Source organism: Corallococcus terminator, assembly GCF_049194865.1.
GTDB classification, from domain to species: Bacteria; Myxococcota; Myxococcia; order Myxococcales; family Myxococcaceae; genus Myxococcus; species Myxococcus terminator_A.
The window spans coordinates 49498-74515 of record NZ_JBLZWL010000043.1; the positions used below are offsets into that span (position 1 = coordinate 49498).

Genomic DNA, 25018 nt, shown 5'->3' on the forward strand with positions numbered 1-25018 from the left:
CGAGGCCCATGTCGGCGGAACCCACTCCTACCCGTTCGAGGCTCCTCCGGATGAAGCGGCTCACCCTCTGCGTGCTCGCGCTCACGATGGGGGGCTGCCAGCTCTCTCGCGCACGCCCTCAAGCACCACTCGCGCCCCCCGAGGTCGCGGACAGCATCCAGTTCCCCTCCTGGACAAAGGACGCCTCCATCATCGTGGAGGGCCACCAGCTCAAGGCGCTCCACATCGCCCTGGAGGACTACCTGCATCCGGGAACGCCCCCGCCCAAGGACGCCGATGCCATGACCCGGTGTCTGCTCGCCCCCGACACCTATGACGCCTGGCTGGTGCGCGGAGAGCGGATGACCTTCGTCCACTTCACGCCCAACGAAGCAGAGCGCTGCGGCCTCAAACCCGAGGTCATGGACCCCGGCGCGAGCTACGCCATCAGTGACGACGGCGTCATCTTGAAGCGGGACTGACCCGCGCTCACACCTCGACGCGACAGGCGCCCGGGTGGTTCGATGCGTGGACACTCAGGGGGAAGCCCACTCCATGAAGCGCCCGTCGTCCCTGCCGCTGTCCCTGCTCCTCGTCGCGCTGCTCGGCGCCGGCTGTGCCTCCACGCCCGCCGCGCGGAAGTACGTCCCCGTCGACTCCGGCAACGCCTTCCTGTGGGAAGTGAAGGACCCGCGCGGAGGCACCGCCTACCTCGTCGGCTCCATCCACATGGGCAAGGCCGGCGCCCTCACCCTCCCCTCCTCCATGGAGTCCGCCTTCTCCAAGGCCCAGGTCCTCGCCGTCGAGGTCGACACCACCCGCACTGACGCCACCGCGATGCAGAAGCTCGTGCGCGAGCTGGGCACCCTCCCCGAAGACCAGAGCCTCTCCCAACGCCTGGACCCCAGCACCCGCGACCTCCTGAGCCGCGCCGCCACGCGCCTGGGCGTACAAGTCCAGGGCCTCGAGCGCCTGCGCCCCTGGCTCGCCGGCGTCGTCCTCAACAACCTGGAGTTCCAGGCCGCCGGCTACGAACAGGGCCACGGCGTGGACCGCGCCTTCCTCGACCGCGCCCACGCCGCCAAGATGCAAGTGCTGGAGCTGGAGTCCGCCGAGAGTCAGTTCCGCATGCTCTCCGGCACCCCCGACAACCTGCAGGACCTCATGCTCCGAGACCAGCTCCGCCGCGAGCAGGGCCCCGGCGAAATCGTCGAGGCCCTCACCTCCGCATGGAAGGCCGGCGACGCGGACGGCATGGCCACCCTCCTCCTCGAAGGCGCCAAGGACGCCACCTACCGCCCCGTCTACGAGCGCATCTTCTTCGAGCGCAACACCCAGATGGCCACCCGCCTGGAAGCCCTGCTCACCGAACCCCGCGTGCACTTGATGGTGGTCGGCGCGGGCCACGTCGTCGGCCCCGAGGGCATCGTCGCCCTCCTCCAGAAGAAGGGCCACACCGTGCGCCAGCTCCCGCGTGACACCCCCATTGAGTAGACAAAGGCTCACCATCCGGGCTTCGCATCAAGTCCTGGCCTTCATCACGGAGTGTGAACCATCCTCACTCCTGGGGAGACACCTTCGTCACCCATCAGGAGTGAGCACATGAAGAAGAATCATCAACGGGTCGCGGGCATCCTCGCCACCGCGCTCGTCGGCACCGCGGCCTGGGCAGGGCAGAAGACCGCGTCCCCCGTCGTGGTCAACTCGACCTCGCGCAAGGCGTGGGGCTCGCTGGCCTCGGCGCGCGACACGGCGGACAATATTCAGAACATTGGCTGTCAGGTGAACACCCCCGCATCGGGCCCACCGAGCGTCCTGTGCTTCGCGCAGGGCCCCACCAGCCCCATGGTGACCTGCTACTCGACGAACGCGGCGCTCGTCGAAGCCGCGCGCGACATCCACGGCGACTCGTACCTGTACTTCGCCTGGGACACCATCGGCACCTGCACGAACATCTCCGTCGCCAATGCGTCGCAGTACGCGCCGAAGGCGCCCTGAGTTCCGCACCAGGGAGGGCACGCTCGCTGTGCCCGCCCCTCCCATGGAGTCCGAGCGCATGTCCTCGCGAATGAAGCTGCTGCTGACCGCCTCGCTCTGCCTGGGCCCCCTCGTGGGCTTCGTCGCGGGACGGGTGACCGCTCCGAGCTCGGCCGATACGAGCCCCGTGCTGGAGGAGCTTGCCCGCCAGCGCGCGCTGCTCGAGTCCGTCCTTGAAGCGGCACGCGCCCCGCCCTTCCAGATGCGCCAGGCCAGCGCGCCTCCCACGGGCAGCACCGTGGACGCGGTCTGGCTGCGCGCGGAGCTGGCCCAGATACTGCGCGAGGAGCTGGGCAACAGGGCTCCGTCCGGGCCCGAGGATGCTCAGAAGCAGCCGCCTGTCGCGGAGGCCACGCCCCAGAACCTGGCGGCGTTCCAGGAGGGCACCCAGGTCATCGACAACGCCATCGCGGCACGGCGCTGGACGGAAGAGGACGCCACCGCGCTGCGCGGGGCGCTCGGCGCCATGACGCCCGCGCAGCGAGACGAAGTCATCCGGCGGCTCGTCGTCACGCTCAACACCAACACACTCGAGGTGCGGACGAGGGGTTCTCCGTTCTGAACAAAGGAGAACAGCACTACCGCACGAGGCCGCGCCTCCAATGCCTTTCTGGTGACGTTTTCCCGCACCTGGAACAACTCCAAGCAACTCCTGGAGAACGTCCGCGTTTCGCGCGAAGCCACGGAGGTGGTCATGCGAGCAAGCTGGAGGGTGGCCCTGGCCATCAGTCTGACGGCGTGCGGTGGTCCCCCATCTGACGCGGTCCAGGGGCTCCGCCTCCGGATGGAGCCCCGCCGCACCTGACGCCCGCCTCCGGGTCCACTCCCCGTCGAGGCCACGACTCACCGCCGTACCCGCGAGGCCCACGCCCGCTCCCCCAAGGCCCTCGCTTCCGCAGGCGAATCGCCCACCGAGCGACCTCCCACGTCGTTCGGACTTGCGATTTCCACCCACTTGCTTATTTTGGGCGCCAAATTTAATTTAGCTGTCGAAACCTTCCGGGACTTATAAAAATAAGGTCCATCCCGCCCATGCCCATGGATGAGCTCGACATTCGCCTGGTGGACCTGCTGCAGCGCGATGGCCGCGCGACGCAGCTGGAGCTCTCCCGCGCGGTGGGGCTGTCCCAGCCGGCGGTGGCCGAGCGCATCCGCAAGCTGGAGGAGCGGGGCATCATCACCGGCTACGCGGCGCGCGTCGACGCGACGAAGCTGGGCAAGGACATCACCGCCTTCATCGGGGTGAGCATCGAGCATCCGAAGTACTTCGAGGGCTTCGCCAAGAAGGTCCTCGCTCTGCCGGACGTGCTGGAGTGCCACCGCGTCGCCGGGCAGGACTCGTACCTCGTGAAGGTCAAGACGGCGAACACGCGGACGCTCGACTCGCTCCTCGTGGAGACGCTGCGCACCATCGCGGGCGTCACCCGCACCCAAACAACCATCGTCCTGTCTTCCATCAAGGAGGACACGCATGTCCGCGTGCCTCCCGAGCTCGCCAAGGAGAGTGAAAGATGAGCGCCGACGCCATGAGCGCACCCCTTCCCCCGCCACCGGTCTGGCGACTCGCGCAACGCATGTCGCGCATCAAGACGTCCGCGGTGCGCGAAATCCTCAAGGTGGCCGAGCGCCCGGACATCCTCTCCTTCGCCGGCGGCCTGCCCGCGCCCGAGCTCTTCCCCCTGGAGGCCATCGCCCAGGCGCACGCCCAGGTCCTGGCCCAGGAAGGCCGCGCCGCGCTCCAGTACAGCACCACCGAGGGCTACGCCCCCCTGCGCGAGTGGATCTGCACGCACCTGGCCCGCGCCGGCCGCGTGTGCGACGCGGACCAGATTCTCATCACCAACGGCTCGCAGCAGGGCATCGACCTGGTGGCCAAGGTGCTGCTGGACCCCGGTGACCTGGTCATCGTGGAGAACCCCAGCTACCTGGCCGCGCTCCAGACGTTCGGCGGCTACGAGGCGAAGTTCGCCACCGTGGAGAGCGACGACGAGGGCATGCGCATCGACGACCTGGAGCGCGTGCTCGCGACGCACAAGCCCAAGCTGCTCTACGTCGTCGCCAACTTCCAGAACCCCAAGGGCACCACCCTGTCGCTGGAGCGCCGCAAGGCCCTGGTGCGGCTGGCGCAGCAGCACCGCTTCCTCATCCTCGAAGACGACCCGTACGGCGAGCTGCGCTTCCGGGGCGAGCACCTGCCGTCGCTGGCCTCCTTCGACGACCAGGGCGTCGTCGTGTCGCTGGGCACCTTCTCCAAGACGCTGGCCCCGGGCCTGCGCATCGGCTGGGTGGCAGGCCCGCGCGACTTCGTGCGCAGCCTCACCATCGCCAAGCAGTCCACGGACCTGCACACCGCCACCCTCGCCCAGCGCGCGGTGGAGAAGCTGCTGCGGAACTTCGACTACTACAAGCACCTGGACGCGCTGCGCCCCGTCTACGGCGAGCGCGCCAACGCCATGCTGGACGCGCTCAAGGCCCACATGCCCGAGGGCATGAGCTGGACGCACCCGGACGGCGGCATGTTCCTGTGGGCAAAGCTGCCCCCCGGCATCAGCGGCGACACCCTGCTGCCCCGGGCCGTCGAGCAGAAGGTCGCCTTCGTGCCGGGCAGCCCCTTCTTCGCCATGAACCCGCGCTCGGAGTTCATCCGCCTCAACTACTCCAACCGGCCGCCCGACCTGATTGTCGAGGGCATGCGCCGGCTGGGCGCCGTCATCTCCGGCGCCCTGTAGCCCAGCGCTGACACTTCAAGGCCGTGCCGCGCCGCGTCGGACTCCCCGACGCGGCGTTTTCATTTCCATCAGAGTTGAATGCCGATTCAGGTTTCAACTTCTTCGGCGCTGGCCAGGGGGCGCGGTGTTGCGTAGCCTGCGCGGCGGGTTTCAACGGCGGCACGGCCCCCCAGGGTTCCCCTGCCGCTCCCAACACACCGGAGAGACAGACACATGCAGCTCAAGGACCTGAAGGTGGTGGTGACGGGTGGTGCCCAGGGCATGGGCGCGCACTTCGCGCAGCGGCTGGTGGAGGCGGGCGCGCAGGTGGCCGTGGGCGACGTCAACGAGGAGAAGCTGGCGGCGCTGCCCGCGAGCATCCACCGCCGCAAGCTGGATGTGTCGTCCGAGGAGGACATCACGTCCTTCGTGAGCTGGGCGCACGGGGCCATGGGCGGGCTCAACGGCCTCATCAACAACGCGGGCATCCTCCGCGACGCGCTGCTGGTGAAGAAGGACCGGACCACGGGCCAGGTGAAGAAGCTGTCCACCGCCGACTGGAACGCCGTCATTGGCGTCAACCTCACGGGCGCCACGCTGATGGTGCGCGAGGTGGTGGCGAAGATGGTGGAGACGGACCAGGGCAACGGCGTCGTCGTGAACATGTCGTCCATCGCCCGGCACGGCAACCGCGGTCAGTCCAACTACGTGTCCGCCAAGGCGGCGCTCGCGGCGAACACCGTGACGTGGTCGCGCGAGTTCGGCCCCTTCGGCATCCGCGTGGGCGCGGTGGCCCCGGGCATGATTGAGACGCCGATGACGCAGGGAATGAACCAGAAGGCCCGCGACGCGCTGGTGGCCTCGATTCCCGTGGGCCGCATCGGCCTGCCCGAGGACATCTGGCTGGCCGTGAAGTTCATCCTCGAGTGCGACTACTTCAACGGCCGCACCATCGACGTGGACGGCGGCCTCAACTTCTAGGCCGCGCCGGGCCGTGTCCCCACCGAGCGTGGGGACGCGGCTCGCATGCGTCGTGCTCCTGCGTCGAGCGGGCACGGCGCGCTCGGGGCAGGCGCCTCGCAACGTCGCGGCACCTTCACCGGGCTCGCCCAGACAGGCGCCTGGGGCCTGTCGGCGCCCGCGATAGGCGGACGCGCCAGTCCCTCGACCTCTACCTTCGGCTGACGTCGCCCACGCGCAGCTGGTGCAGCAGCACGGGCTCGCCCTTGTAGAGCAGCTTGTAGGCGCCGTAGCTGCCGAGCACGTGCTTCACGTACTCGCGCGTCTCGTCGAAGGCGATGTGCTCCACCCACTCGTCCAGCTCCGCCTGCGGCAGCGCGTGACGCCAGCGGTCCACCGCTCCAGGCCCCGCGTTGTAGGCGGCCACCGCGTACGCCATGTTGCCGCCGAAGCGGTTGAGCAGCTGTCCCAGGTAGGCCGAGCCCAATCGGACGTTCTGCGCGGGCTGGAGCAGCGCGGCCTCACCCACCTCCCCCAACTTCAACGAGGTGGCCACCTGCCGCGCCGTCGCGGGCATGAGCTGCGCGAGCCCCAGCGCCCCCGTGGCCGAGCGCGCCTGCGGACGGAAGCGGCTCTCCTCGCGGATGAGGCCCTGCATCAGGTCCGGGTCCACCTTCGATGCGCGTGCATAGCGCTGGATGACGCTCCGGAACGCCAGCGGCCAGGTGGCCTCCCACACGGGACGCGACGCCGCGCTCAGGGGACCCTGCACCTCCTGGCGCAGTGACTCGCGCGCCACCTGCCGCGCGGCCCGCTGGCGGCCCGTGCGCAGCACCGTCTGGTAGAGCAGGCGCGCCGGCGCCTCCGCCAACCCGCGCGAGTTCACCGCGAGCAGCTCCTCCGCCGCTCCCGGCTGCCCCAGTCGAATCAGCTCCACGCCCGCCGCGAAGCGCGCGTCATGGCGCAGCGGCCCGGGCGGCAGCGGCCACACCTCGTCCGGCGGCGGCGCGTCGTCACCCGCCCCGGGAGGCGGCGTCAGGCGCGTCAGCCGCTCCGGCGCCAGCAACGCCAGCCGCGAGCGCGCCAGCATCCCGTACCAGGTCGCGGGTCGCTCGGTCGCCAGCAGCTCGTATTCATCGAGCGCGGTGGCGTTCGTCAGCGGCACCGGCTCGCGCACCCGCGCGCGCCAGTAGCGGGAGCGCCACAGCGCCTCGTCCGTGCGAGACGCCGCGGGCAGCTTCTCCACGGCCTCCAGCGCGGCCAGCGCGGCGGCCGGAGCGTCCTTGCGCGAGTGGAGCCAGAAGGCCCGGAAGAGCGCCTCCGACGCGAAGTTACCCCCCGGGTAGCGACGCGCCGTCTCCTCGTAGCGCTCCAATGCGCTGTCGAGCTGGCCCGTACGTTGGAGAAGCCACGCTTCGAAGAAGAGCGCGTCGTCGGCATAGCCGTGATCGGGATAGTCGCGCGCGAGCGTCGCATAGGTGTTGATGGCGGACTTGGGGTCCACCACCGACTGCGAGTAGCCCAGCACGTAGAGCGCCTGGGGCCGCTGCTCGGCGGACATGCACTTCTCCGCCACGGGCGTGAGCAGCTGGATGGCGCGGCGGTGCTGGCGGTCCTTGCGCAGCGCGCGTCCGTAGGCGAGGTGCGCGCGACAGGACAGCTCGTCGGGCAGGTCCACCGAGGACATCACCCCCCACAACATATCCATCGCGGAGGCGTGCCGGTGCAGCTCCACCAGCGCCTCACCCCGGCGCACCTTCCACTTGGTGGGCAACGGCAGGCCCTGCAACCGCTGACGCGCCCGCTGCGCCTCGCGCGACAGGGGGCTGGTGGCCCACACCTCCAGGAGCGCGCGGTGCTCGACATTGTAGAGGCCCTGCACACGGGCCAAATCACAGATGGCCAGCAGCGCCTTCATCCGCAGCGCATCCGGCCCTCGCGCCTGCCGGCTGTCGATGAGCTCCTGGAGCGCCTGCAGTGCCCCGGGGACGTCCTTCCGACGCTGCAGCACGCGCGACAGGCTGAAGCGCGCCTCCGCGTAGAGAGGAGAGCCCGGGCTCACCTCGCGGTACTGGGAGGTCGCCAGCTCCAGCCGATGCAGCTTCTCGTTCGCCTGCGCCGCCCACAGCAGGCAGTGGTCCTTCAGGGGGACGTAGTCGACGGCCAGCCCAGCGAACTCGTCCGCGGCGGTGGCGTAGTCCCTGGCGAACATCGAGCTCTGCGCGCGCAGGAAGCGGACCGGCAGCGTGGACTCCTCGTCCTTGAGCAGCGCGCGCGCGCGGGCATGACGGCCCCGGCGCAGCTCGTCGCGGGCCTTGGCGAGGACGCCTTCCGCGAAGTAGGGCGCGAGCTGCTCGGGCCCGAAGGACACCACCGACAGCTCCGCTCCAGAGGGCTGCTCCGCCGGAGTGTCGAGCAGCTGCTCCAGCTGCTCCTCCGACAGCCCCTCACCCGGCCCGTCATCCTCGGGCGACTGTGCCCGAGCGGAGCCCGCGCCGCCCACCAGGCCCACGCAGGCCACGCACATCGCCATGGCACCCACGCGCAGCCGACGTCGTCCATCCATGCATGCCCTCTTCCGCGAATCGGGCCGCTGAGGATTTGCACGCCGAGCAGACTTGGGACCGGGCGCCAGCCGCGCCGGGCGCACACGCGTCGTCCAGGCGATAGACGCGCGCGAAGTGTCCGCGCGTCACTGCTCGAAACACGACGGAACGGAGCGCTACACGTGGGTGAAGCTGCGCGGTGGTGGTGTGGACACCGAGGGATTCGCCCGCGCCGCTTGCACCCGCTCCGCCAGCGCGCGGTTCAGCGCCTCATATGACGGCTGGAGCGTCTTCAGCCTGTGCCGCGCCACCCACGTCACCACGCCGCTGAAGTCCTCACCGTGGACCAGCCGCGTCCCCGTGCCCTCCGCGGACAACAGGAAGTAGTGACGTCCATACATCAGGCCAGGAATGCCGCCCGTCCACTCGAGCGCCCCAGGCCGCTCCACGCGCGACATCGTCGCCGTGAAGCCATACACGCGCCCCAGGCCCCCTGGCGGACGGACCTTCATCTTCACATGCGCCCCGCGCTCCACCCGGCCCCGCGCCTCCACCATCAAGGGGTTCCACGTGGGATAGCGGGCGAAATCACCCAGCACCTCCCACACGGCGTCGGGCGGCGCGTCGATGAAGGCCTCGGTCCTCAGTCGATACATCTTTCTCCCCTCATTCCGCGGCTCTGGCGACTGCAAGGCAGCCCCAACACCCAGGCTGTCCTCTATCAACCGACAGATGACGCATACATGCCCCGCGGGGCGATTGCGGGATGACAGGAGAATCGCGACTTTCTACGCTAGTCAGGAAGAAGCGGAGAACCCGTGCGTTTCCCGAATTGGAAACGCGGGAAGGCCGCGACGGTGGAACAAGCCACCACGGGCCGCCCTCCGCGTCATCGGATGGGGAGCCCAAACCAGGGGTGCACGGCGAGGGGCACCCACCGCTAGTAGAGGTCGACGGGCATCATGGCGCCCGCCTCGAACTCCGGAGCACGCCGCAGCTGGTCCAGCACGCGCGGCGCGCAGCGCAGGTGGAGCATGGGCAACGAGCCCGGCTCGCTCACCGAACGCACGGAGCCCAGGAGGTGGTGCGCCTCGAGCCAGAGCATGAAGCTCTCGTGGAAACGAGCGCTCTCCGCCTGCCCGGCCCGGTGGACCTCCGCCCGTGACAGGGACGGAGGACGGACAGGGGTGTGCCCTCGAGGCGCCCTGGGCGTCTCGCGGGGCATGACCGTGACATCTATCCACTCAGGCTGCGTCCGCGCACCGGCCAGGCCGGGCAACGGACGTACCGCCGACGTGACGCGGGACGAACCCGTCGCGAAGCCGTCCCCCGGCTCGCCAATCTTTCTGCTCATGGCCTCATCCTCCTCCCCCGGGCCCGGCGCTCGACTGGCGCCGACCCCGGCTTCAACCCGCCGTCACCTGAATACAGCCAGGCCCTTGCCTGTCCGGTGTCCGCTTGAGCGAGGAAGTTTGACCGCATTGGCCAAAATCAAATCCCGCACTTCGAGCGCCGTCAAGTCAGGGGCACGGCATCGGTAGAGCGCCGCGATACCCGCTACATAAGGTGCCGCCATGCTCGTGCCACTCATTCGCTCGTAGAACGCCTGATTGTTGCAGCGCCTTTCAGTGCTGGAATACACGTTCACCCCGTAACCCATGATGTCGGGCACGACGCGGCGCTCCACGACACCGCTGGCCGAGAAATGGGCCACGTTGCGCTCGAAGTCGACTGCACCGACGGCCAGGGACTCGTCAAAGGCGGCTGGATAACCAACCGAGTCGGGTCCACTGTTGCCTGCCGCGACAACAGGCAGGACGTTGCTGTCGAGCAGGCGACGAATCATCGTCTGGAGCGCGCGCTGGTTGAGCTTGTAGTCCGCCTCGGAGATGCCCGGAGGCGGCTTGAGCGGGAAGCCCAGCGAGAGATTGACGACGGCGGGACGGGTGACGTTCTGCGGGCTGCTGAACTGGTGCAGCAGCCACTCCATGCCGGCGGCCACGCGGCCCAGGCTGGTGCGGATGGTCTCCGACTCGATGACGGACGCGACATAGAGGTCGACCTCCGGCGCGACGCCGTGGTGCGTGCCCGCGGCGATGCCGCACACGTGCGTGCCGTGGCCATCCGGGTCGAAGCCCCGGATGTCGCGCGCTGGATTGTGCGGTGAGTTGGGGAACAGCGACACGTAGCGGAACTGGATGACCTTGGCGGCGTGCTCGGGGTGGTCGGCGTCCACGCCGGTGTCGAGCACGCCGAGCAGCACGCCCGCGCCGCGGATGCCCTGGGCGTGAGCCAGGGGCACACCGCTCTCCTCGGGCCACTCGCGCTCGGCCAGCGAGCTCATGCCCCGGTTGCGCGGGCCGGACTGTCCCGCCGACACGGGGCCGGGGAAGGACAGGGGCACGACGTCGGGGATGAACTCGAAGTCCGCGGCCAGCTCGCCGCGCGCCTCGCGCTCCGTGTCCTCCGAGTAGAAGTGGGCCATGGTGGCGCCGATGAGCGGCATGAAGCGGAAGCTGCCCGCCTCGCTGCCGGTCTGCTCCGACACCGGTGAGCCCGGCAGCGGCGCCGTCGTGGAGTCGGCGCCGCGCGTGGTGGGGCGCTTGATTTTGGACCCCTTCGCCACGCGCTTGCGCTCTTCCTGGCCGCTGATGGCCGGACGCGGGCCGGGCAGCGTGGCCGAGCGCAGGCCCAGCGACGACAGGGTGTCCGGTGCGCGATTGGCGACCGCGAAGCGAAGCGCCGTGGTGCGCGGCAACACGCGCTCGCCCTGCTGCGTACCGCGAGGCCCGACGCGGGCCTGCGTTTCGATGGACTCCTTGGGAACCAACAGGTAGGACTTCATGGGTTGTCTACTCCTTGAACGACCGTGCAACGCTGGCGGCGTGAACCAAGGGCCACCGGCACCCAAGCTGCGTCCGCCGCGCCCGGAGCCTCTCGAGCCCGGCGGATGTGGATGGCGCACGCTGCTGAGCGGCGCTGAACAGCCGGGTCCTCTTCCCCGGCGCATGAGACCTCCTTGCGGCATGGGGCAGCCCTCCGGCCCCCGACTCCCCAGGACTTCAAGGACGCCACCGCGTCCTCGCGTGCGAGCCGCCGTACACCCCGGTCCGTCGCCTTCACGGGCGCCCGACCTCCGATGGCTGTGGCTCGCCCTTCCATGGCTTCGCGCTCTCCTCCAGGAATCCCCGACCCCATTGTGAGATTGGACAGGACGGGCCTGACAATTAAACCAGGGATTCCATGCTGTAGACGCATGAGCCCCCCCGAATCGGTCCTTGCGGGACTTTCTGGAGCGTCGGGAAGTATGAAGGAGGCCCCCCAGACTGCTCGGAGCGTCACAAGAGCGGTGTCCGCCAGCCGACCCGGGGTGTTGGAAGGGGCGGGGAGGGAGGGGGAAGTTCGTGTCCCCACAATTGTTCGCCTACGTCGCCCACGACGGATTAAGTGGGCGCAAGCGGTCCGTCCCTTGGAGCCATCGACGTGATTCCCTACTGGCATGCCCCTTCGCTGAAGCTGGGGCCCCTCACCATCGAGCCCTTCGGCATCTTCGTCGCCGTGGGCATCCTGCTGGCCGCGCGGTTGCTCGGTCGCCAGGCGCAGCGCCAAGGGTTGGACCCGACGCCGCTCGCCGACTACGCCCCGTGGGGCGTGGGCGTGGGCGTGCTGGTGGGCCACTGGGTGCACCTGTTCTTCTACCACCCGGAGGAGCTGTCCAAGGGGCCGCTCCAGATTCTGAAGGTGTGGGACGGGCTGTCGTCCTTCGGCGGTCTGGTGGGCGGCATCATCGCGGCCTTCTTCTTCTTCCGGCACCGCAAGCTGCGCTTCAACGACTACGCGGACGCGTTCGCCCTGGGCGTGGCGCCGGGCTGGGCGGTGGCGCGGTTGGGCTGCTTCGCGGTGCATGACCATCCGGGCGTGCGCACCGACTTCTTCCTCGCTGTGGCCTTCCCCAACGGGGCCCGGCACGACCTGGGCATGTACGACGCCATCGCCCTCTTCCTCATCTCCGGCCTGCTGTACGCGCTGCGCGACGTGGAGAAGATGAAGGGGCGGCTGTTGCCGCTGCTCTCGCTGCTGTACGCCGCGTGCCGGTTCAGCTTCGACTTCCTGCGCGCCACGGACATGAACTACGTGGACGCGCGCTACTTCGGCCTGACGCCCGCGCAGTACGGCTGCTTCGCGCTGGTGGCCTATGGCCTGTGGGGGCTCTTGCGCCGCCGCGAGTCGCGCGCGCCGTCAGCGCCGCCTGGGAATACGCTGGGCAGCACGGCTCGGTAGGGTGTTGCTCCAGGCCCTCGCGGTGGTTCGCGAGGGCCTCTTGCTGTCCGGAGGGCAGGGCCGCGTGACATCGCCGCGCCCTGGCGACTCCGGTGGGTCGGCTCGCTTCACGCCGGTGTGGGGATGCGCACGGCGGAGAGCTTGCGCGGCGTGAGCACCGAGTGGATGTGGGCGATGCGTCCGTCCGCGCCCAGCTCCACGCGCACCACCGCGCGCGTGGCAAGCAAGGGGTCCTTCCCGGGCGCATACACCAGCACCAGCGCGGGCAGGCCGTTGAGCCACTGGAGCTCCACCGCGAGGGGCGGCCCGCGCTGCTCCATCAGCCGTGTCAGGAACGTCAGCACGCGCTTGGGGCCCACCAGGGGCACGTGGGCGGCGCGCACCTCGCCTCGGCCATCCGTCAGGGTCAGCACGTCGTGGGCAAGCAGTGCCTCGGCCGCCGCCACGTCTCCCGTCAGCAGCGCGCCGAGGAACCCTTCGAGCGCCGCGCGGGTGCGCTGTTGGAGGTCCTTCGTCGGCAGGCAGCGCGCGCCGTCGTACGCCGCCATGGCCGCGCGGGCGCGGTGGTGCACCACCTTCACGTTGGCCTCGGTCATTCCCAGTGCCTCGGCGACTTCGTGCACGGTGGAGTCGAACACGTCGCGCAGGAGCAGCACGGCGCGCTGCTTGGGCGTCAGGGCCTCCAGCGCCAGCAGGAAGGCGAAGGAGACGCTCTCCAACAGCTCGTAGCGGCCCTCCGTCGAGCCTCCGCCCGGCAGCCGCGCCTCCACCGCGGGCGGCACCTCCTCGTCACCGGTCTCCAGCGGCGAGGGCAGCCAGGGGCCGATGTAGCCCTCGCGTCGTCGGCGGCGCAGGGCGTCTCGCGACAGGTTCACCGCCACGCGCGTCAGCCAGGGGCGCAGCTCCTCGTGACGCGCTGGCGGGGAGGTCAGCGCGCGGGCGAAGGTCTCCTGCACCAGCTCGTCCGCGTCCGCCGCCACGCCCGTCATGCGGTAGCACAGCCCCCAGAGGTAGCGCTCGTGCTCGCGCGCCGCCTTCGCCAGTGCTCCGTGCGACACGTCCGACATGGCTCAGGCTCCCACCGCGAGGCGCGGCTCCTCGTAGCGCTGTCGCAGCAGCGCGCGCTCCACCGACTCCGCGCTGGCGAAGGATGCGTCCACCAGCAGGCCCTCGGCGCCCACCCAGTCTCCCACGCGGTACAGGCCGCGCACGTGCGGCACCTCTGGCGACGGGCGGCCCGCGAACCCTCCCGACTTCGCCGTGGGAATCCGGTGGCTCACCACCAGCGAGGGCCGGAAGCGCCGGGCGACCAGGTGTGCGCGCCAGCCGGGTTGCAGCACGTCCATCACCGCTTCCAGCTCGGCTTCACTCGCCTCGGTGTCGGGCGTCGCGAGGTACTTCATGACGTGCACCATGGCGCCTCCCTCCGGCCCCAGCTTCGCGAAGGCGGAGTGCACGGAGACGTACCATGGACCATCGATGCCGAGCGCGAACAGCGCCTCCGGCCTGGGCAGCCGCGACAGGCCCAGCTCCAGCGTGGCGGCCTTCACCGGCGTCGACTCGGCGGCCTCTCGCGCGAGCACCGTGTCTTCGGGCAGGAGGTTGGACACATCACCCGGGCTTCCGGCCAGCACCACCGCGTCCGCCGCGCGCACGGTGCCGTCGCCCATTCGCAGGCCCTGGACGTGGCCCGACTCGATGACGACGCCGTCGACTCGCGCGGAGAGCTCCAGGGTGACGCCCGCCTCGCGGGCGACGGACTCCACCGACGACACGAGCGCGGCCCAGCCGTCGTCGAGGTAGAGCACGTTCGCCTCGAGCGCGAGCTGGAGCTGCGTCACCGCGACCTGCGCGCTCAAGGCGTCCAGGTCTCCGCAGTAGGTGGCCACACGCGCGAGCGTGGCGACGACGGCGCGCACGTCATCGCGGGACAGGCGCGTGTCCAACCACTCGCGCAGGGACACATGGGCCAGGGAGTCCGCGTCGATTCGACGGAGGCTCGCGAGGAGCCTGGCCATCTCCAGCTTGCCAGGCAGGTGCAGCACGTCCGTCGTCATCAGCGACACGGGGCCGCGCGGCAGGGTGTGCAGTCGGCCCGCGCGCAGGGCGTACGCGGCGCCTGACTGGCCGGGGATGCCACCGCGAGGCTTCACGCCGAGGCGGCCGAGCACCCGCATGCCGGCTCCCGCGCGGTACAGGGCGTGCGGCCCCAGGTTGAAGCGGAAGCCCTCCACCTCCGACGTCTGCGCGCGTCCACCCAGGTGCTTGGAGCGCTCGTACAGCGTCACCGCGCAGCCACCGCGCGCCAGCAGGGCCGCCGCCGCGAGCCCACCCAGTCCGCCACCCACCACCGCCACCTTCTTCGCGTCCATGTCCGTCCTCCGTCGACTCACGCCCGGGAAAATCCCGAGCACTCGACGACTCCACGAAAATGGGGGGCGAAAGGTTACAGAGGGCTCGGCGAATACTTCTGGAAGCTGGGGCTCACACCTCCTTGAGCGCCAGTCCCGTCGCCCCGACCCTCATCAGTGCATCTCGAAGGTCCTCGGAGATGATGAGGGCTCCGGGCCAGCCTTCCGGTCGAAAGACGCGGGCCTCACCCACTTGCGAGGCATCGATACGCAGGCCTCGCACAGAGGCATACTGGCCTATCTTCTCGGGCACTCCGTCCTCGGGCAGCCAGCGCTGAATCCGCGTGGCCTTCTCGTCGATGCAGCGGATGAGGCGGGTGGCCACCAGGATGAGATACGCGTCCTCATGCTTTTCGATGTCCACCGGGACGAGCTGAACGTCATCGGGCGCCAGCTCCGTGAAGGCCGTCGCGACCTTGACGTGCACCACCGGGATTCGCACCCCCGCCTCGGTGAAGTCGAGAGGGCGGCCTGGCACTTCGATGGGCAGTCGCAAGCGACCATCCACCGGGACGGGCGTGCCTAGCCGAAAGCGCTCGGGCTCATTCACGGCACGGCCGCGAGCGTCGACGGGCATCCCCAAATGCCAGCGCCCAGGAGCCTGGACATCATCATGCAGCTCGAAGAAGCGCCGAGACATGGAGGGAACCTACGGCTTTGCTCCGCGAGTGACGAGCAGGTTCAACTCTGTCCCCGGAGTGGCGACCTCCCGTGCGAGTCGCCGCAACGTGGCTTGCAGGGCAGCTCGGCAGGACTGCACCGTTCGACAGGTCGACGTCGCCGCATCCAGCTCCTCGAAGACCAGCTCGTGATAGCGCTGTGGGTGCGGTCCACGATGTCCCTTGATGGGAACGATGTTCTCCTGATCCTTCAACTCCATCCCCGCCTTCTGGAAGATGTGCCGGAACCTTGGCGTCCAGGGTCCTCCCCGAACCGAAGAGCGGTCGTTCTTGTTCGTGGCGAGGTGATGTTGATGAGAATGCGAACCATCTCGCGGCGAACGCGCCGACATGGCCACCGCTGTAGGAACCAGCGCCACCGTGAGTCCCGTGGTGGTCGCCGCGACGGACTGAACCCCTCCCAGTGCGGCATACGAGAAGCCGGCCTGCGACTCCACGGCGAGGGCCGCCTGCGCGGAGCCCGGCAACCCCACTGACTTCGCCGCCAACCCCGCCGTACTCCCGATGGCAGCGGTCGCCAGCATGACGAAGACACGGGCGGCGTTCTCGCCCAGCACCTCGCCGTACTCGCCCGCCGCTTCGCTGAGCTGCGCGAACGTCCTGGATGAATCCACCTTCCGCACCAACAACACCCAGCCGTCGATGAGGCGGAGCACCGTGTCCACGCCCAGATAGGCGATGGCGGCAGCAGTCAAGGTCGCCGCGATGCCTTTAGAAATGGGCTCGGGCAATGACCACAAGAGCATGTACATGGTGACGGAGGCCAGGACGGTGGCGTGAAGGACATCAGGGTCCACCATGCCCTCCAAGGCCTCGACCGTCTCGACCCACACCCCATCCATGGCGATGGCCATGGCCAGCGTGTACTTGCCGTCACTCCCCAACAAGGGACCCTCATCCAGGAGGCGCAGACAATCCCCTGCCTTCCGCCGGCGAGCACACCACTCGCCGTAAGCGCGCGTGAGTTCCTCATCCGCATAGGTCTCCAGGAGCCGAGGTCCATCCACATCTTGCTGCCGCGGAATGAAGCGCTGCCCCCGGGCTTCGTAATCAAAGGTCCCGCTTCGGGAGGGAACGCCGAAGACTGCTCGTGCCTCTCGCATGGGATGCCGAAAGGGCCGCACATCTCTCGCGAGTTCCGCGACGGCTTGCTCGAACGCATCAGCCCCCAGCTCCGCCGCCTTCAACTCCGCGCCTGGTTCCTCGTGGGGTGTGACGACAAAAGAGTCCAGGCCCGTCTCAAGGCGGACGACACGTCCCGAGGAGCACCCCGTCGCCACCACCAGGAACAGCGGGACCACGCAAGACAGGCGCATGAGCAGCCTCCCGCCTCACCTTGAGCGCCGTACCTCATCCGCACCAGGACGCGGCGCGTCGCTCCGGGCGCCACACCAGGCGGGCAGTCCGGATGCGCCAATTCCGCCGCTCAGGTGTCATCCCCTCGCGAGCCCTTCCCTCACGCGACTTCACCATGAGTCGCACTCGTCCAAGCCCCCGGTTATGCTGGGGAACTCAGTCAGGGCCGCTGGAGAGAGACATGCGCCAAGCCACCATCGCCATCGCCGTCATCGCGGGACTGCTGCTGAGCGGCTGTAGCCGCTGGTGGGTCTACCCCATGCTCCCCTCCACCCCGAACCCCAGGAGCCTCACCCAGAAGCCCGGTGGATGGGAGGAGGACCCCGTCCCGACCAGCGAGCCCGTGTACGGACCTGACCGCGCCTCGGAGGCTCCAGACGCGGAAAAAGAAGAGTCCAAGCCCGCCGACGAAGCGCCCTGAAACACCCCGGCCACTCACCGTCCCAGGGTTCGTCACACGGCGCGCGAAGCTCGCGCCGCTCCAGGACGCGGCGCGTTGCGCCGAGCGACGCGCCGTGCGGACAGCCTGGATGCGCGACTTCCACCGCTCAGGTGTCATTCCCTGACGAGACATCATCACGAGCCGCCTGCACGGAAGCCCCGGTCATGGTGCGGGCACTCAGGGGCTGTTGGAGACACTCATGCGTCACGCCGCCATCGCCATCGTCGCGAGCCTGCTGTTCACGGGATGCAGCAACTACTGGTGGGCTGTCCCCCTCCTCCCCATCGCCCGATTCGACCACCCGAGCACCCGGTCCAACACCCAGCCCTCCTACAAGGAGCCGCCCCCCGCCCCCTCCAGCGAGCCCGTGTACGGACCTGCCCCCTCCTCGGATGCACCCGACGCGGAAAAAGAAGAGTCCAAGACCGCCGAAGAAGCGCCCTGAAACACCCCGGCGGAGCACACGCTGAAACATGTCTCACACATGATTTCGCCCGGACAAAAACCTTCCGCCCTGGCTGATAACAGACATGGCTTCTGGGTCTGATTCACCTCGACCTGAGTGAATACGACCCCAGACGTCATGCCAGGGGAGGCAATGTCAGAGGTAGTCGTAGAATGATGTGCGTCACGGCGGATGACCCGCCGGCTCTGAACAAGGCACGCATCCATGAAGACGCTCCTCGCAGCCCTGCTCACGCTGCCCCTTCTCGCCTGTGGCCCCGCCTCCGAGCCCGCGCCGACCGAGACACCCTCCGACTCCGCCGCGTTGACCGAGCAGTCCAGCGAGCTGTTCTCCACTGCTCCTCGCGAGCGCTCCGTCCGTCTGCGCACCGGCGTCACGCTGCGCTACGTGGAGCAGGGCTCGCGCCTCGGGCCCGCCGTCGTCCTGCTTCATGGCTACACGGACTCGCACCACACCTGGGACTTGAACCTGTCGCTCTTCTCCCGTGACTTCCACATCTACGCGCTGGACCAGCGTGGACACGGTGACTCGACGCGCCCGGTGTGTTGCTACACGCAGCAGTACTTCGCCTCGGACGTGGCCGCCTTCCTCGATGCCGTGGGCGAGCGCAGCGCCATCCTCGTCGGCCACTCCATGGGCAGCTTCATCGCGCAGCAGGTGGCGCTCGACTTCCCGCGCCGCGTGGACGCGCTGGTGCTGGTCGGCTCGGCGCCCACCGTCGCGGGCAACGAGGTGGCGCTGTTCCTCAAGTCCGTCGTCGACGAGCAGGTGGGCACCGTGGACCCGGACTTCGTCCGCGAGTTCCAGTCGAGCACCTTCGTACGGCCCGTGCCGGCCTCGTACCTGGACAAGCTCATCTCGGAGAGCCTGAAGGTCCCCGCGCGCGTGTGGCAGGACACGCTCGACGGCATGCTCGCGGAGAACCACTCCTCGCGCCTGCGCCACATCCGCGTGCCCGTGCTCGTGGTGGGCGGAGACCAGGACGGCTTCTTCCCCGTCGCGCAGCAGCAGGCGCTCGTCAACGCGCTGCCCGATGCGCGCTTCATCCTCTACCCGAACACCGGACACGCGCCCCACGCGGAGCTGCCGCGGACCTTCGTGCGCGACGTGAGCCAGTTCCTGCGCCGCGTGTCGCGGTAGCGCTCGACGCGTCTACGCCGGCCCCTCGGCCTTGGCCTCCTCGGGGGGCGGCAGGTTCGCCCCCGGCGTGTCCGAGCGGGCCAGCAGCACGGCGGCGGTGAGGATGAGCGCGCCGCCGAGCACCTGACGCAGGCTGAGCCGCTCGTCGAGGAAGAGCGCGCTCAGCACCACCGCCGTCAGCGGCTCCATGTTGGACACCAGCGAGGTGTTCACCGGGCCGATGCGCGCCATGCCGAGGAAGAAGAGGAAGACGGCTGCCACGGTGGAGATGAGTGACAGCCCCGCCACCGCGCCCCAGCCCAGGCCCGTCGTCGGAAAGGACGGCCCCTTCACCAGCATGGCCAGGCCGAAGACAATCCCCGCGGACGAGAGGATGACGGTGCTGGAGGCCAGCGGCCCCGCCTTGCCCGCCACGCGCGCGCTGGTGACGACGTACACCGCGTAGAGCAGCGCGGATAATAGTCCCAGGAAGACGCCTGTCGGCGTCACCGTGCCCTGCCGCAGGTCCGCCGTCAGCCCCGTGCCGCACAGGGCCAGCACCACCGCCACCCACTTGAGCCGGCCCAGGCGCTCGCGGAACACCACCACTTGGAGCAGCGCCACCAACGCGGGGAACGAGTACAGCAGCAGGGCCACCAGCCCCGCGGGGGCGAACTGGAGCGCGGCGAAGTACACGCCCGCCTCGCTCACGTAGCCCACCGCGCCCAGCAGGATGAGGCCCACCAGCACGCGGCCCCTGGGCAGCGGCTGGCGCATCACCACCATGAAGGCGGCCAGCACCGCTCCAGCGCACGTGAAGCGCAGGAAGAGCAGCGTGAAGATGTCCGCACCCGCCGCGTAGGCGAGGCGACCGAAGAGTCCGAGCGCGCCAAAGCACGCTCCAGACAGGGCCACGATGAGGAAGCCAGCGGTGCGGTTCATGGCGGGAGCGGCGGCACGCTGCTCCAACCCGCTCCCCATGTCACGCGCTACGCGTCCAGCCCCTCCCACCCGGACAGGGGGTTACCAGTTGTTCACGGACCGCAGGTCGAACACGTCCGGGAAACCATTGGCGCGCAAAATTTGTGAGGCCACGGCGCTGCGGCCTCCGGCGGCGCAATACACCACCACGGGGGTACCGGGCGGGCCCACCTCGGAGACTCGCTGGGGGAGCTCCTGCACGGGGATGTTGCGCGCGGCGTCGGGGTGTCCTTGCTGGAACTCCTGGGGGGTGCGCACGTCCAGCAGCACCGCGCCTTCCGCGACGAGCTGCCTGGCCTTCTGGGACAGTTCCTGGGGCGTCATGCGGGGCAGCATGCCCGATTCAAGGGGCGGAGGCTCGCGCGTCACGCGAGCCCCTGTTCCCTTCACGGCACATCCCGTGCTCACTTCGGGAAGCGCGCCGTGTGCGCGAAGTCGTCCGCCTTGATGACCAGCTTGCGCAGCCGGGGGAAGCGCTCCTTCGCCTGCTGTCGCACCTCCTCCAGGGCTTCCCGCGCGTCATCCTCCCGCTCGTACTCCACGGTGAGCTGCTCGACGCTGTCGGAGCGCATGTCCGTCAACCGCTGACGGCTCGCCCAGCACGAGAGCACGCGCAGCCGGGGGAGGAACTCCACCAGTCCCCCGGGAAAGACGCTGAACTCGCTGGAGCCCAATTCCAGGCGCTCCGTGGTGTCGACGCGGGCGCGCCTGCGACGCCAGACGAACGCGGGCAGCAGCTCGATGCGGCTGTCCGCGGTGCCATTCCACCGCGGCTCGAAGCCGTGCTTGCGCAGCGCCTTGACGACGGCCTGCGCCACGTCCAGGTCCTGGACTGAGCGCTCCTGGTCCAGCGTGCCGAAGGAGATGCACATCGCCTCGCCCTCGAACGCGCCATCCAGGTCCTGCTCGTGGAAGAAGGCCGCGCCCCAGGGCTTCTTGCCCTTCGCCCGGAGCTCCGCCGCCAGCTCCCGGACCAGGCTCCAGCCGCCGCTCTGCGTGTCCGTGGCGCCCATCTCCGCGACGATGCCCGCGCGCTTCAGCGAAGCGAAGGCCGCCTCCACCCGGTCCGCCTCGAGCACCTCCGGCCACGTCTTCTCTTCCTCGCGCCGCGCCCGGACGTACGCGACGAACCGCTCCAGCACCAGGCGCTTCACGCGCTCATCCTCGAGCGAGTCCCAGTCCCCGCCGCCCGTGGAGTCGAAGACGGACTCCAGCGGATGCGTGCCGTAGTCGAAGCCGCGCGTCAGGTTCTCCAGCGCTCCAGGAATCAGCTTCAGCTCGCTCTTGGGGAGCGGCGCCTGCCTCCGGGGCGCGAGCTTCAGCGCGCCCAGTCGACGCGCCAGCTCCTCCGCTTGCGCCGACACGCCGAGGCGCGCGGCGAGCCTGGGCCGCACCACGTCGCCTCGCGTCGACACGAACAGCCGGGAGAGCACCTCCCCCGTGTCCTCGTCGACCTGCGCGAGCCCCGCCTCCAGGTGCCCGTCATCGCCCCACTCCACCACCACGTCGCCCGAGCCCTTCAGCACCTGCTCGGCGAGCGCCTTCACCTGCTTGCGCTGTCGCTCATTCACCGGAGCCTCCCGCGTGCAGGTCCACCGTCTCCGCGAAGCACGTGACGATGACTCCCATTTTCTCATCAATCAGGTCGACGCCCACGTTCTCCACGCCGTCGGCGATGGCGCGCACCTGTGCCTCCAGCTCCTCCTCGTTCACACCGGGCTCCTTCTTCCCGTTGAGCGCATCGCGAAGACACGGGCCTCGTACCGGCAGGAGAACGAGAGGCCACACGGGATGTCGCATCGCGCCAGCCCTCGCGCACCTGCTCGCTCCCACGGCCCGCACCACCGAGCGCGCACGGCCGAAAACTGGAGGTGTCGCGGAGGGGCGCTACAGTTCTGTGCCATCATGTCACTCGACAAGCAGGCCTTGATGCTGCAGCTCGCCGAGCGCCTCCAGCAGAGCGACAGGCTGGCCCACCGGGCCGAAGCCGAAGCCCGCGAGGCGGCCCGCAGTCTGGCCACCGAATCAGAGAAGAGAGAGGACGGCCGCGCCGCGCTGGAGTTCGGCAGCCTGGCCACCGGACAGGCGAATCGCGGCCGCCGCGTGCAAGAGGAGCTCAAGGCGCTGTCCAACTTCGGCCAGGGGCCGATGCCGCGCTTCCCGCGTCAGGGGCCCGTGGCCCTGGGCGCGCTGGTGGACGTGAGCACCGAGGACGACGAGGGCTTCGCCGAGCGCACCTTCTTCGTGCTGCCCGTGGGCGCGGGCACGGAGCTGACAGGCCCCGGCGGCGACGGCTTCCTGTCGGTCATCACCCCCGCATCTCCCGTGGGCCGCGCGCTCATGGGCCGCAAGGCGGGCGACACCATCGAAGTCACCCTGGCGGGCGAGGTACGCGAGTGGACGGTGCTCGAAGTCGCATGAGCCCAGGTGTCCCACCCCTGTCGTCCGGGGTGTCCTGCCCCCGACGAAACGCGAGCGAGCACTAGAACCCATGGGCCCCGACACGCGTGAATCCGGGAAGATGTCCCCACTTCCCGCACCGCGTTCACTCCAGGCGCCCTCCACCGCGACGCTGTTGCCACTCACGTGGCCCGCCGCCCTCATCGGCCTGCTGTTCGGCGTGCTGATGACCTATGTGCCGTACGAGTTCCGCGTGGCCGCCTTCCGGCCGCTCTACCCGTACGTGCGCCTGCTCGGCGTCACCTACCTCACCGGCAGCATCTGCTTGATGGGCGCGCTGCTGTACCCGCGCGCGCCGCGCTGGCTGGACGTGGGCGGCCGCGTGCTGCTCGGCGCGGCCATCGGCCTGTACTGGTGGGTGCTGAATGTCATGCCCGGCAGCCTCACGGGCATCGTCCTCTACCCGCTGTTCTTCGTCGGGCTGCTGCTGGAGGCGTGGCCGTCCATGCGCCAGCGGCCCACGCTGCGCGCGCTGGCGGCCCTCACCGGCACGGCCTTCGGCGTGGCGCTGCTCGCCGCGCCCGAGCGCTTCCCCCTGTCCGTCTACGCGCACCTGTCACCGCTGCGCCCGCTGGTGGGGCTGCTGTTCACCGCGGGCGGCGTGGGGCTGCTGCTGCCGTCGCGCTGGCTGCACCCGCGCATGCCCCCGCTGCTGCTGACCACGCTGGCGGTGCCCTTCGCGCTGCTGGCCTACGCGCTGGCCCGGGGCTCCTCGTGGCTGGGCGCGGCCGTGTACACCGTGCTGGCCCTCTCCTGCGTCGCGCAGGCGTTGAACTGGCGTCCGCGCGCGCCGCGCACCGTGGGCTGGAAGCTGCTGCGAGGGCTGGCCTTCGCCGGGCTGGTGCCGCTGCTCGCGCTGGGCGGGCTCGCCGCCTATCTGGCCCAGCGGGCCATCGAGAAGCAGGTGCGCGACGACACGCGCTACGCCGCCGCGGGCGAGGCGGACTTCCTGCGGCGCTACCTGGATGACTCGCGCGAGTCGCTGCACCTGCTGCTGGAGTCCCCGGGCTTCCGCGCGGCGCTCGCCAGCGGAGAGCGAGAGCGGTTGGAGCCGTACCTCGCCAACCTCGCCGCGCGCGAGCGCACCTTCCACGCCGCGTTGACGATGGACGAGAACGCCCAGGTGCTGGCCACGTCCGAGGGGCCGGAGGGCTGGGGCTTCAACCTCCGGGAGCACTTCCCCGACCCACCCGCGCCCGGCGCGCTGCCCCTGTCGCTGCCCTTCATCCGTCCCCACAACCATCCGCTGGTGGCCGTGGCCCTGCCGTTCGAGCTGGAGGGCTCCCGGCGCGGAGTGCTGGTGGGCCTCTTGTCCCTGGAGCGACTGAGCGAGGCCGCCACGCCCGCATCCCAGCGTTTCCGCGTGCAGGTGATGGACCGGCGTGGCCAGCAAGTCTTGCGAGACACGGCGGCGGGCGCGCAGCTGCTCGGCAAGGCCCACCTGCCGGATGCCCTGCGCGAGGAACTGGAGCGTCCGGGTGGCGGCGTGCTGGAGGCCTTCGACGCGGCGGACCGGCGCGTGCTCGCGGCCGAGGCCCCGGTGGAGGGCTCGCCGTGGAGCGTCGTCGTGACGCAGGAGCTGGGCGTGGCCTACGCGGCGATTACGCGCATGAGCGCGGCGGTGGTGGGCCTGGTTTTTCTGGGCGTGCTGCTGGCCCTGGGGCTCTCCCAGCTCGTCGCGCGCGACGTCATCCGCCGGCTCGGCACGCTGCGCGAAGCTACGGCCGCGCTGGCCGCTGGCGATTTGACCCGGCGCGTGGAGGTGGAGGAGGACGACGAGCTGGGGGAGCTGGCGCGCGGCTTCAACGAGATGGCGGACCGCACGGGCGCGGCGCAGCAGGAGCTGAAGGAGGCGGTGCGCACGCGCGAGGAGTTCCTCAGCGTGGCGAGCCATGAGCTGCGCACGCCGCTGACGCCGCTCAAGGGCTTCGCCGCGCTCACGCTCCAGCGACTGGAGAAGAGCGGCGACTTCCCGGAGCGCGAGCGGCTGCTCAAGGCGCTGCGCTCCATGGCCCGGCAGACGGAGCGGCTGGCGCGGCTGGTGGATGACCTGCTCGACACCGCGCGCATCCAGGGCGGCCGCTTCGAGCTGGAGCGCCAGCGCGTGGACCTGACGCCGGTGCTGCGCGAGGTGATGGAGCGCTTCGAGCTGCGCGGCGAGGGGGGCATCGCCTTCGAGCTGCGCGTGCCCGAGCACCCCGTGGAAGGCGACTGGGACGCGCCCCGGCTGGACCAGGTCATCACGAATCTTGTGAGCAACGCCGTGCGCTACTCGCCCCAGGGCGGCGCGGTGTGCCTGACGCTGGAGGAGGCCGCGGACCACGTCCTCATCCACGTGAAGGACCAGGGCATCGGCATTCCCCCGGAGAGCCTGGCCGGCCTCTTCAAGCCCTTCGCGCGCGCGTCCAACGCCACCGCGCGACACTACGGCGGCCTGGGCCTGGGCCTCTTCATCTGCCGCGAAATCGTGGAGCGCCACGGCGGCCTCATCTGGGCGGAGAGCCCGGGGCCACAGCAAGGCAGCGCCTTCCACGTGCGCCTGCCTCGCGGCGTCGTGCCCCAGGTCACCGACGTGGCGGCCTGAGCGGACCA

General features: G+C 69.8%; 25 protein-coding genes. 13 read left to right on the forward strand and 12 right to left on the reverse strand.

Annotation, left to right across the window (positions count from 1 at the left end):
- Window positions 1-50 precede the first annotated feature (50 nt).
- The 7 genes from ACN469_RS14945 (at window position 51) to ACN469_RS14975 (ending at window position 5705) form a co-directional block, all read left to right on the forward strand.
- Window positions 51-461 (forward strand): hypothetical protein, encoded by a 411-nt coding sequence (locus ACN469_RS14945; protein ID WP_498768393.1) that lies wholly within the window; start codon window positions 51-53, stop codon window positions 459-461.
- Window positions 462-534: 73 nt separating this feature from the next.
- Entirely contained in the window at window positions 535-1473 is a 939-nt protein-coding gene (locus tag ACN469_RS14950) for a TraB/GumN family protein (protein WP_498768395.1), read from the forward strand.
- 108 nt (window positions 1474-1581) lie between these two features.
- Window positions 1582-1977 (forward strand): hypothetical protein, encoded by a 396-nt coding sequence (locus ACN469_RS14955; RefSeq protein ID WP_498768397.1) that lies wholly within the window; start codon window positions 1582-1584, stop codon window positions 1975-1977.
- A gap of 58 nt (window positions 1978-2035) precedes the next feature.
- Window positions 2036-2578, forward strand: a complete 543-nt coding sequence (locus tag ACN469_RS14960) for a hypothetical protein (protein ID WP_498768399.1) — start codon at window positions 2036-2038, stop codon at window positions 2576-2578.
- Window positions 2579-3048: 470 nt separating this feature from the next.
- Window positions 3049-3531, forward strand: a complete 483-nt coding sequence (locus tag ACN469_RS14965; RefSeq protein ID WP_498768402.1) for an Lrp/AsnC family transcriptional regulator — start codon at window positions 3049-3051, stop codon at window positions 3529-3531.
- Entirely contained in the window at window positions 3528-4745 is a 1218-nt protein-coding gene (locus tag ACN469_RS14970; RefSeq protein WP_498768404.1) for an aminotransferase-like domain-containing protein, read from the forward strand. Before ACN469_RS14965 ends, ACN469_RS14970 begins: the two co-directional genes overlap by 4 nt.
- Window positions 4746-4958: 213 nt before the next feature.
- The gene (locus tag ACN469_RS14975) at window positions 4959-5705 is read left to right on the forward strand and encodes an SDR family oxidoreductase (protein ID WP_253996161.1); all 747 of its coding nucleotides are present in this window, start codon (window positions 4959-4961) and stop codon (window positions 5703-5705) included.
- 190 nt (window positions 5706-5895) lie between these two features.
- On the opposite strand, the gene ACN469_RS14980 is transcribed toward ACN469_RS14975, so the two are convergent.
- The 4 genes from ACN469_RS14980 to popC form a co-directional block, all read right to left on the reverse strand.
- The gene (locus ACN469_RS14980; RefSeq protein WP_498768406.1) at window positions 5896-8250 is read right to left on the reverse strand and encodes a lytic transglycosylase domain-containing protein; all 2355 of its coding nucleotides are present in this window, start codon (window positions 8248-8250) and stop codon (window positions 5896-5898) included.
- Between the two features lie 156 nt (window positions 8251-8406).
- Window positions 8407-8886 carry an SRPBCC family protein gene (locus ACN469_RS14985; protein ID WP_498768408.1) on the reverse strand — a complete coding sequence of 160 codons (480 nt, stop codon included), beginning with the start codon at window positions 8884-8886 and terminating at the stop codon, window positions 8407-8409.
- 284 nt (window positions 8887-9170) lie between these two features.
- Window positions 9171-9584, reverse strand: a complete 414-nt coding sequence (gene popD / locus ACN469_RS14990; RefSeq protein ID WP_498768410.1) for a PopC secretion inhibitor PopD — start codon at window positions 9582-9584, stop codon at window positions 9171-9173.
- A 63-nt stretch (window positions 9585-9647) separates the two neighbouring features.
- Window positions 9648-11075, reverse strand: a complete 1428-nt coding sequence (gene popC, locus ACN469_RS14995; protein WP_498768412.1) for a subtilisin-like protease PopC — start codon at window positions 11073-11075, stop codon at window positions 9648-9650.
- A 638-nt stretch (window positions 11076-11713) separates the two neighbouring features.
- Between popC and ACN469_RS15000 the strand changes: the two genes are divergently transcribed.
- Complete coding sequence (locus ACN469_RS15000; RefSeq protein WP_498768414.1) at window positions 11714-12511, forward strand: prolipoprotein diacylglyceryl transferase; 798 nt, start codon at window positions 11714-11716, stop codon at window positions 12509-12511.
- 107 nt (window positions 12512-12618) lie between these two features.
- On the opposite strand, the gene ACN469_RS15005 is transcribed toward ACN469_RS15000, so the two are convergent.
- The 4 genes from ACN469_RS15005 to ACN469_RS15020 form a co-directional block, all read right to left on the reverse strand.
- On the reverse strand, window positions 12619-13578 hold the full coding sequence (locus tag ACN469_RS15005; RefSeq protein ID WP_498768416.1) for a sigma-70 family RNA polymerase sigma factor: 960 nt from the start codon (window positions 13576-13578) through the stop codon (window positions 12619-12621).
- Between the two features lie 3 nt (window positions 13579-13581).
- The gene (locus ACN469_RS15010; RefSeq protein ID WP_498768418.1) at window positions 13582-14883 is read right to left on the reverse strand and encodes a phytoene desaturase family protein; all 1302 of its coding nucleotides are present in this window, start codon (window positions 14881-14883) and stop codon (window positions 13582-13584) included.
- 112 nt (window positions 14884-14995) lie between these two features.
- On the reverse strand, window positions 14996-15562 hold the full coding sequence (locus tag ACN469_RS15015; RefSeq protein ID WP_498768420.1) for an imm11 family protein: 567 nt from the start codon (window positions 15560-15562) through the stop codon (window positions 14996-14998).
- A 9-nt stretch (window positions 15563-15571) separates the two neighbouring features.
- Window positions 15572-16918, reverse strand: a complete 1347-nt coding sequence (locus ACN469_RS15020) for an AHH domain-containing protein (protein WP_498768422.1) — start codon at window positions 16916-16918, stop codon at window positions 15572-15574.
- Window positions 16919-17139: 221 nt separating this feature from the next.
- Between ACN469_RS15020 and ACN469_RS15025 the strand changes: the two genes are divergently transcribed.
- From ACN469_RS15025 to ACN469_RS15035, 3 genes are all read left to right on the forward strand, one after another.
- Complete coding sequence (locus tag ACN469_RS15025; protein WP_498768424.1) at window positions 17140-17379, forward strand: hypothetical protein; 240 nt, start codon at window positions 17140-17142, stop codon at window positions 17377-17379.
- A gap of 220 nt (window positions 17380-17599) precedes the next feature.
- Window positions 17600-17845, forward strand: a complete 246-nt coding sequence (locus ACN469_RS15030) for a hypothetical protein (RefSeq protein WP_498768426.1) — start codon at window positions 17600-17602, stop codon at window positions 17843-17845.
- Between the two features lie 225 nt (window positions 17846-18070).
- Window positions 18071-19006 carry an alpha/beta fold hydrolase gene (locus ACN469_RS15035; protein ID WP_498768428.1) on the forward strand — a complete coding sequence of 312 codons (936 nt, stop codon included), beginning with the start codon at window positions 18071-18073 and terminating at the stop codon, window positions 19004-19006.
- Window positions 19007-19018: 12 nt separating this feature from the next.
- On the opposite strand, the gene ACN469_RS15040 is transcribed toward ACN469_RS15035, so the two are convergent.
- The 4 genes from ACN469_RS15040 to ACN469_RS15055 all read right to left on the reverse strand — a co-directional run bounded on the left by ACN469_RS15040 (window position 19019) and on the right by ACN469_RS15055 (window position 21754).
- A complete protein-coding gene (locus ACN469_RS15040; RefSeq protein ID WP_498768430.1) occupies window positions 19019-19966 on the reverse strand; it encodes a DMT family transporter in 948 nt (315 codons plus the stop codon).
- A gap of 42 nt (window positions 19967-20008) precedes the next feature.
- Window positions 20009-20290, reverse strand: coding sequence for a rhodanese-like domain-containing protein (locus ACN469_RS15045; protein ID WP_498768549.1), 282 nt, complete (start codon window positions 20288-20290; stop codon window positions 20009-20011).
- Between the two features lie 80 nt (window positions 20291-20370).
- On the reverse strand, window positions 20371-21537 hold the full coding sequence (locus ACN469_RS15050) for a DUF6891 domain-containing protein (protein WP_498768432.1): 1167 nt from the start codon (window positions 21535-21537) through the stop codon (window positions 20371-20373).
- Window positions 21530-21754, reverse strand: a complete 225-nt coding sequence (locus ACN469_RS15055) for a hypothetical protein (protein ID WP_498768434.1) — start codon at window positions 21752-21754, stop codon at window positions 21530-21532. Before ACN469_RS15055 ends, ACN469_RS15050 begins: the two co-directional genes overlap by 8 nt.
- A gap of 117 nt (window positions 21755-21871) precedes the next feature.
- Here ACN469_RS15055 and ACN469_RS15060 point away from each other — a divergent pair, with 117 nt between their 5' ends.
- Window positions 21872-22387, forward strand: coding sequence for a GreA/GreB family elongation factor (locus ACN469_RS15060; protein WP_498768436.1), 516 nt, complete (start codon window positions 21872-21874; stop codon window positions 22385-22387).
- A 100-nt stretch (window positions 22388-22487) separates the two neighbouring features.
- Complete coding sequence (locus ACN469_RS15065; RefSeq protein ID WP_498768438.1) at window positions 22488-25010, forward strand: ATP-binding protein; 2523 nt, start codon at window positions 22488-22490, stop codon at window positions 25008-25010.
- The last annotated feature ends 8 nt before the right edge of the window (window positions 25011-25018 follow it).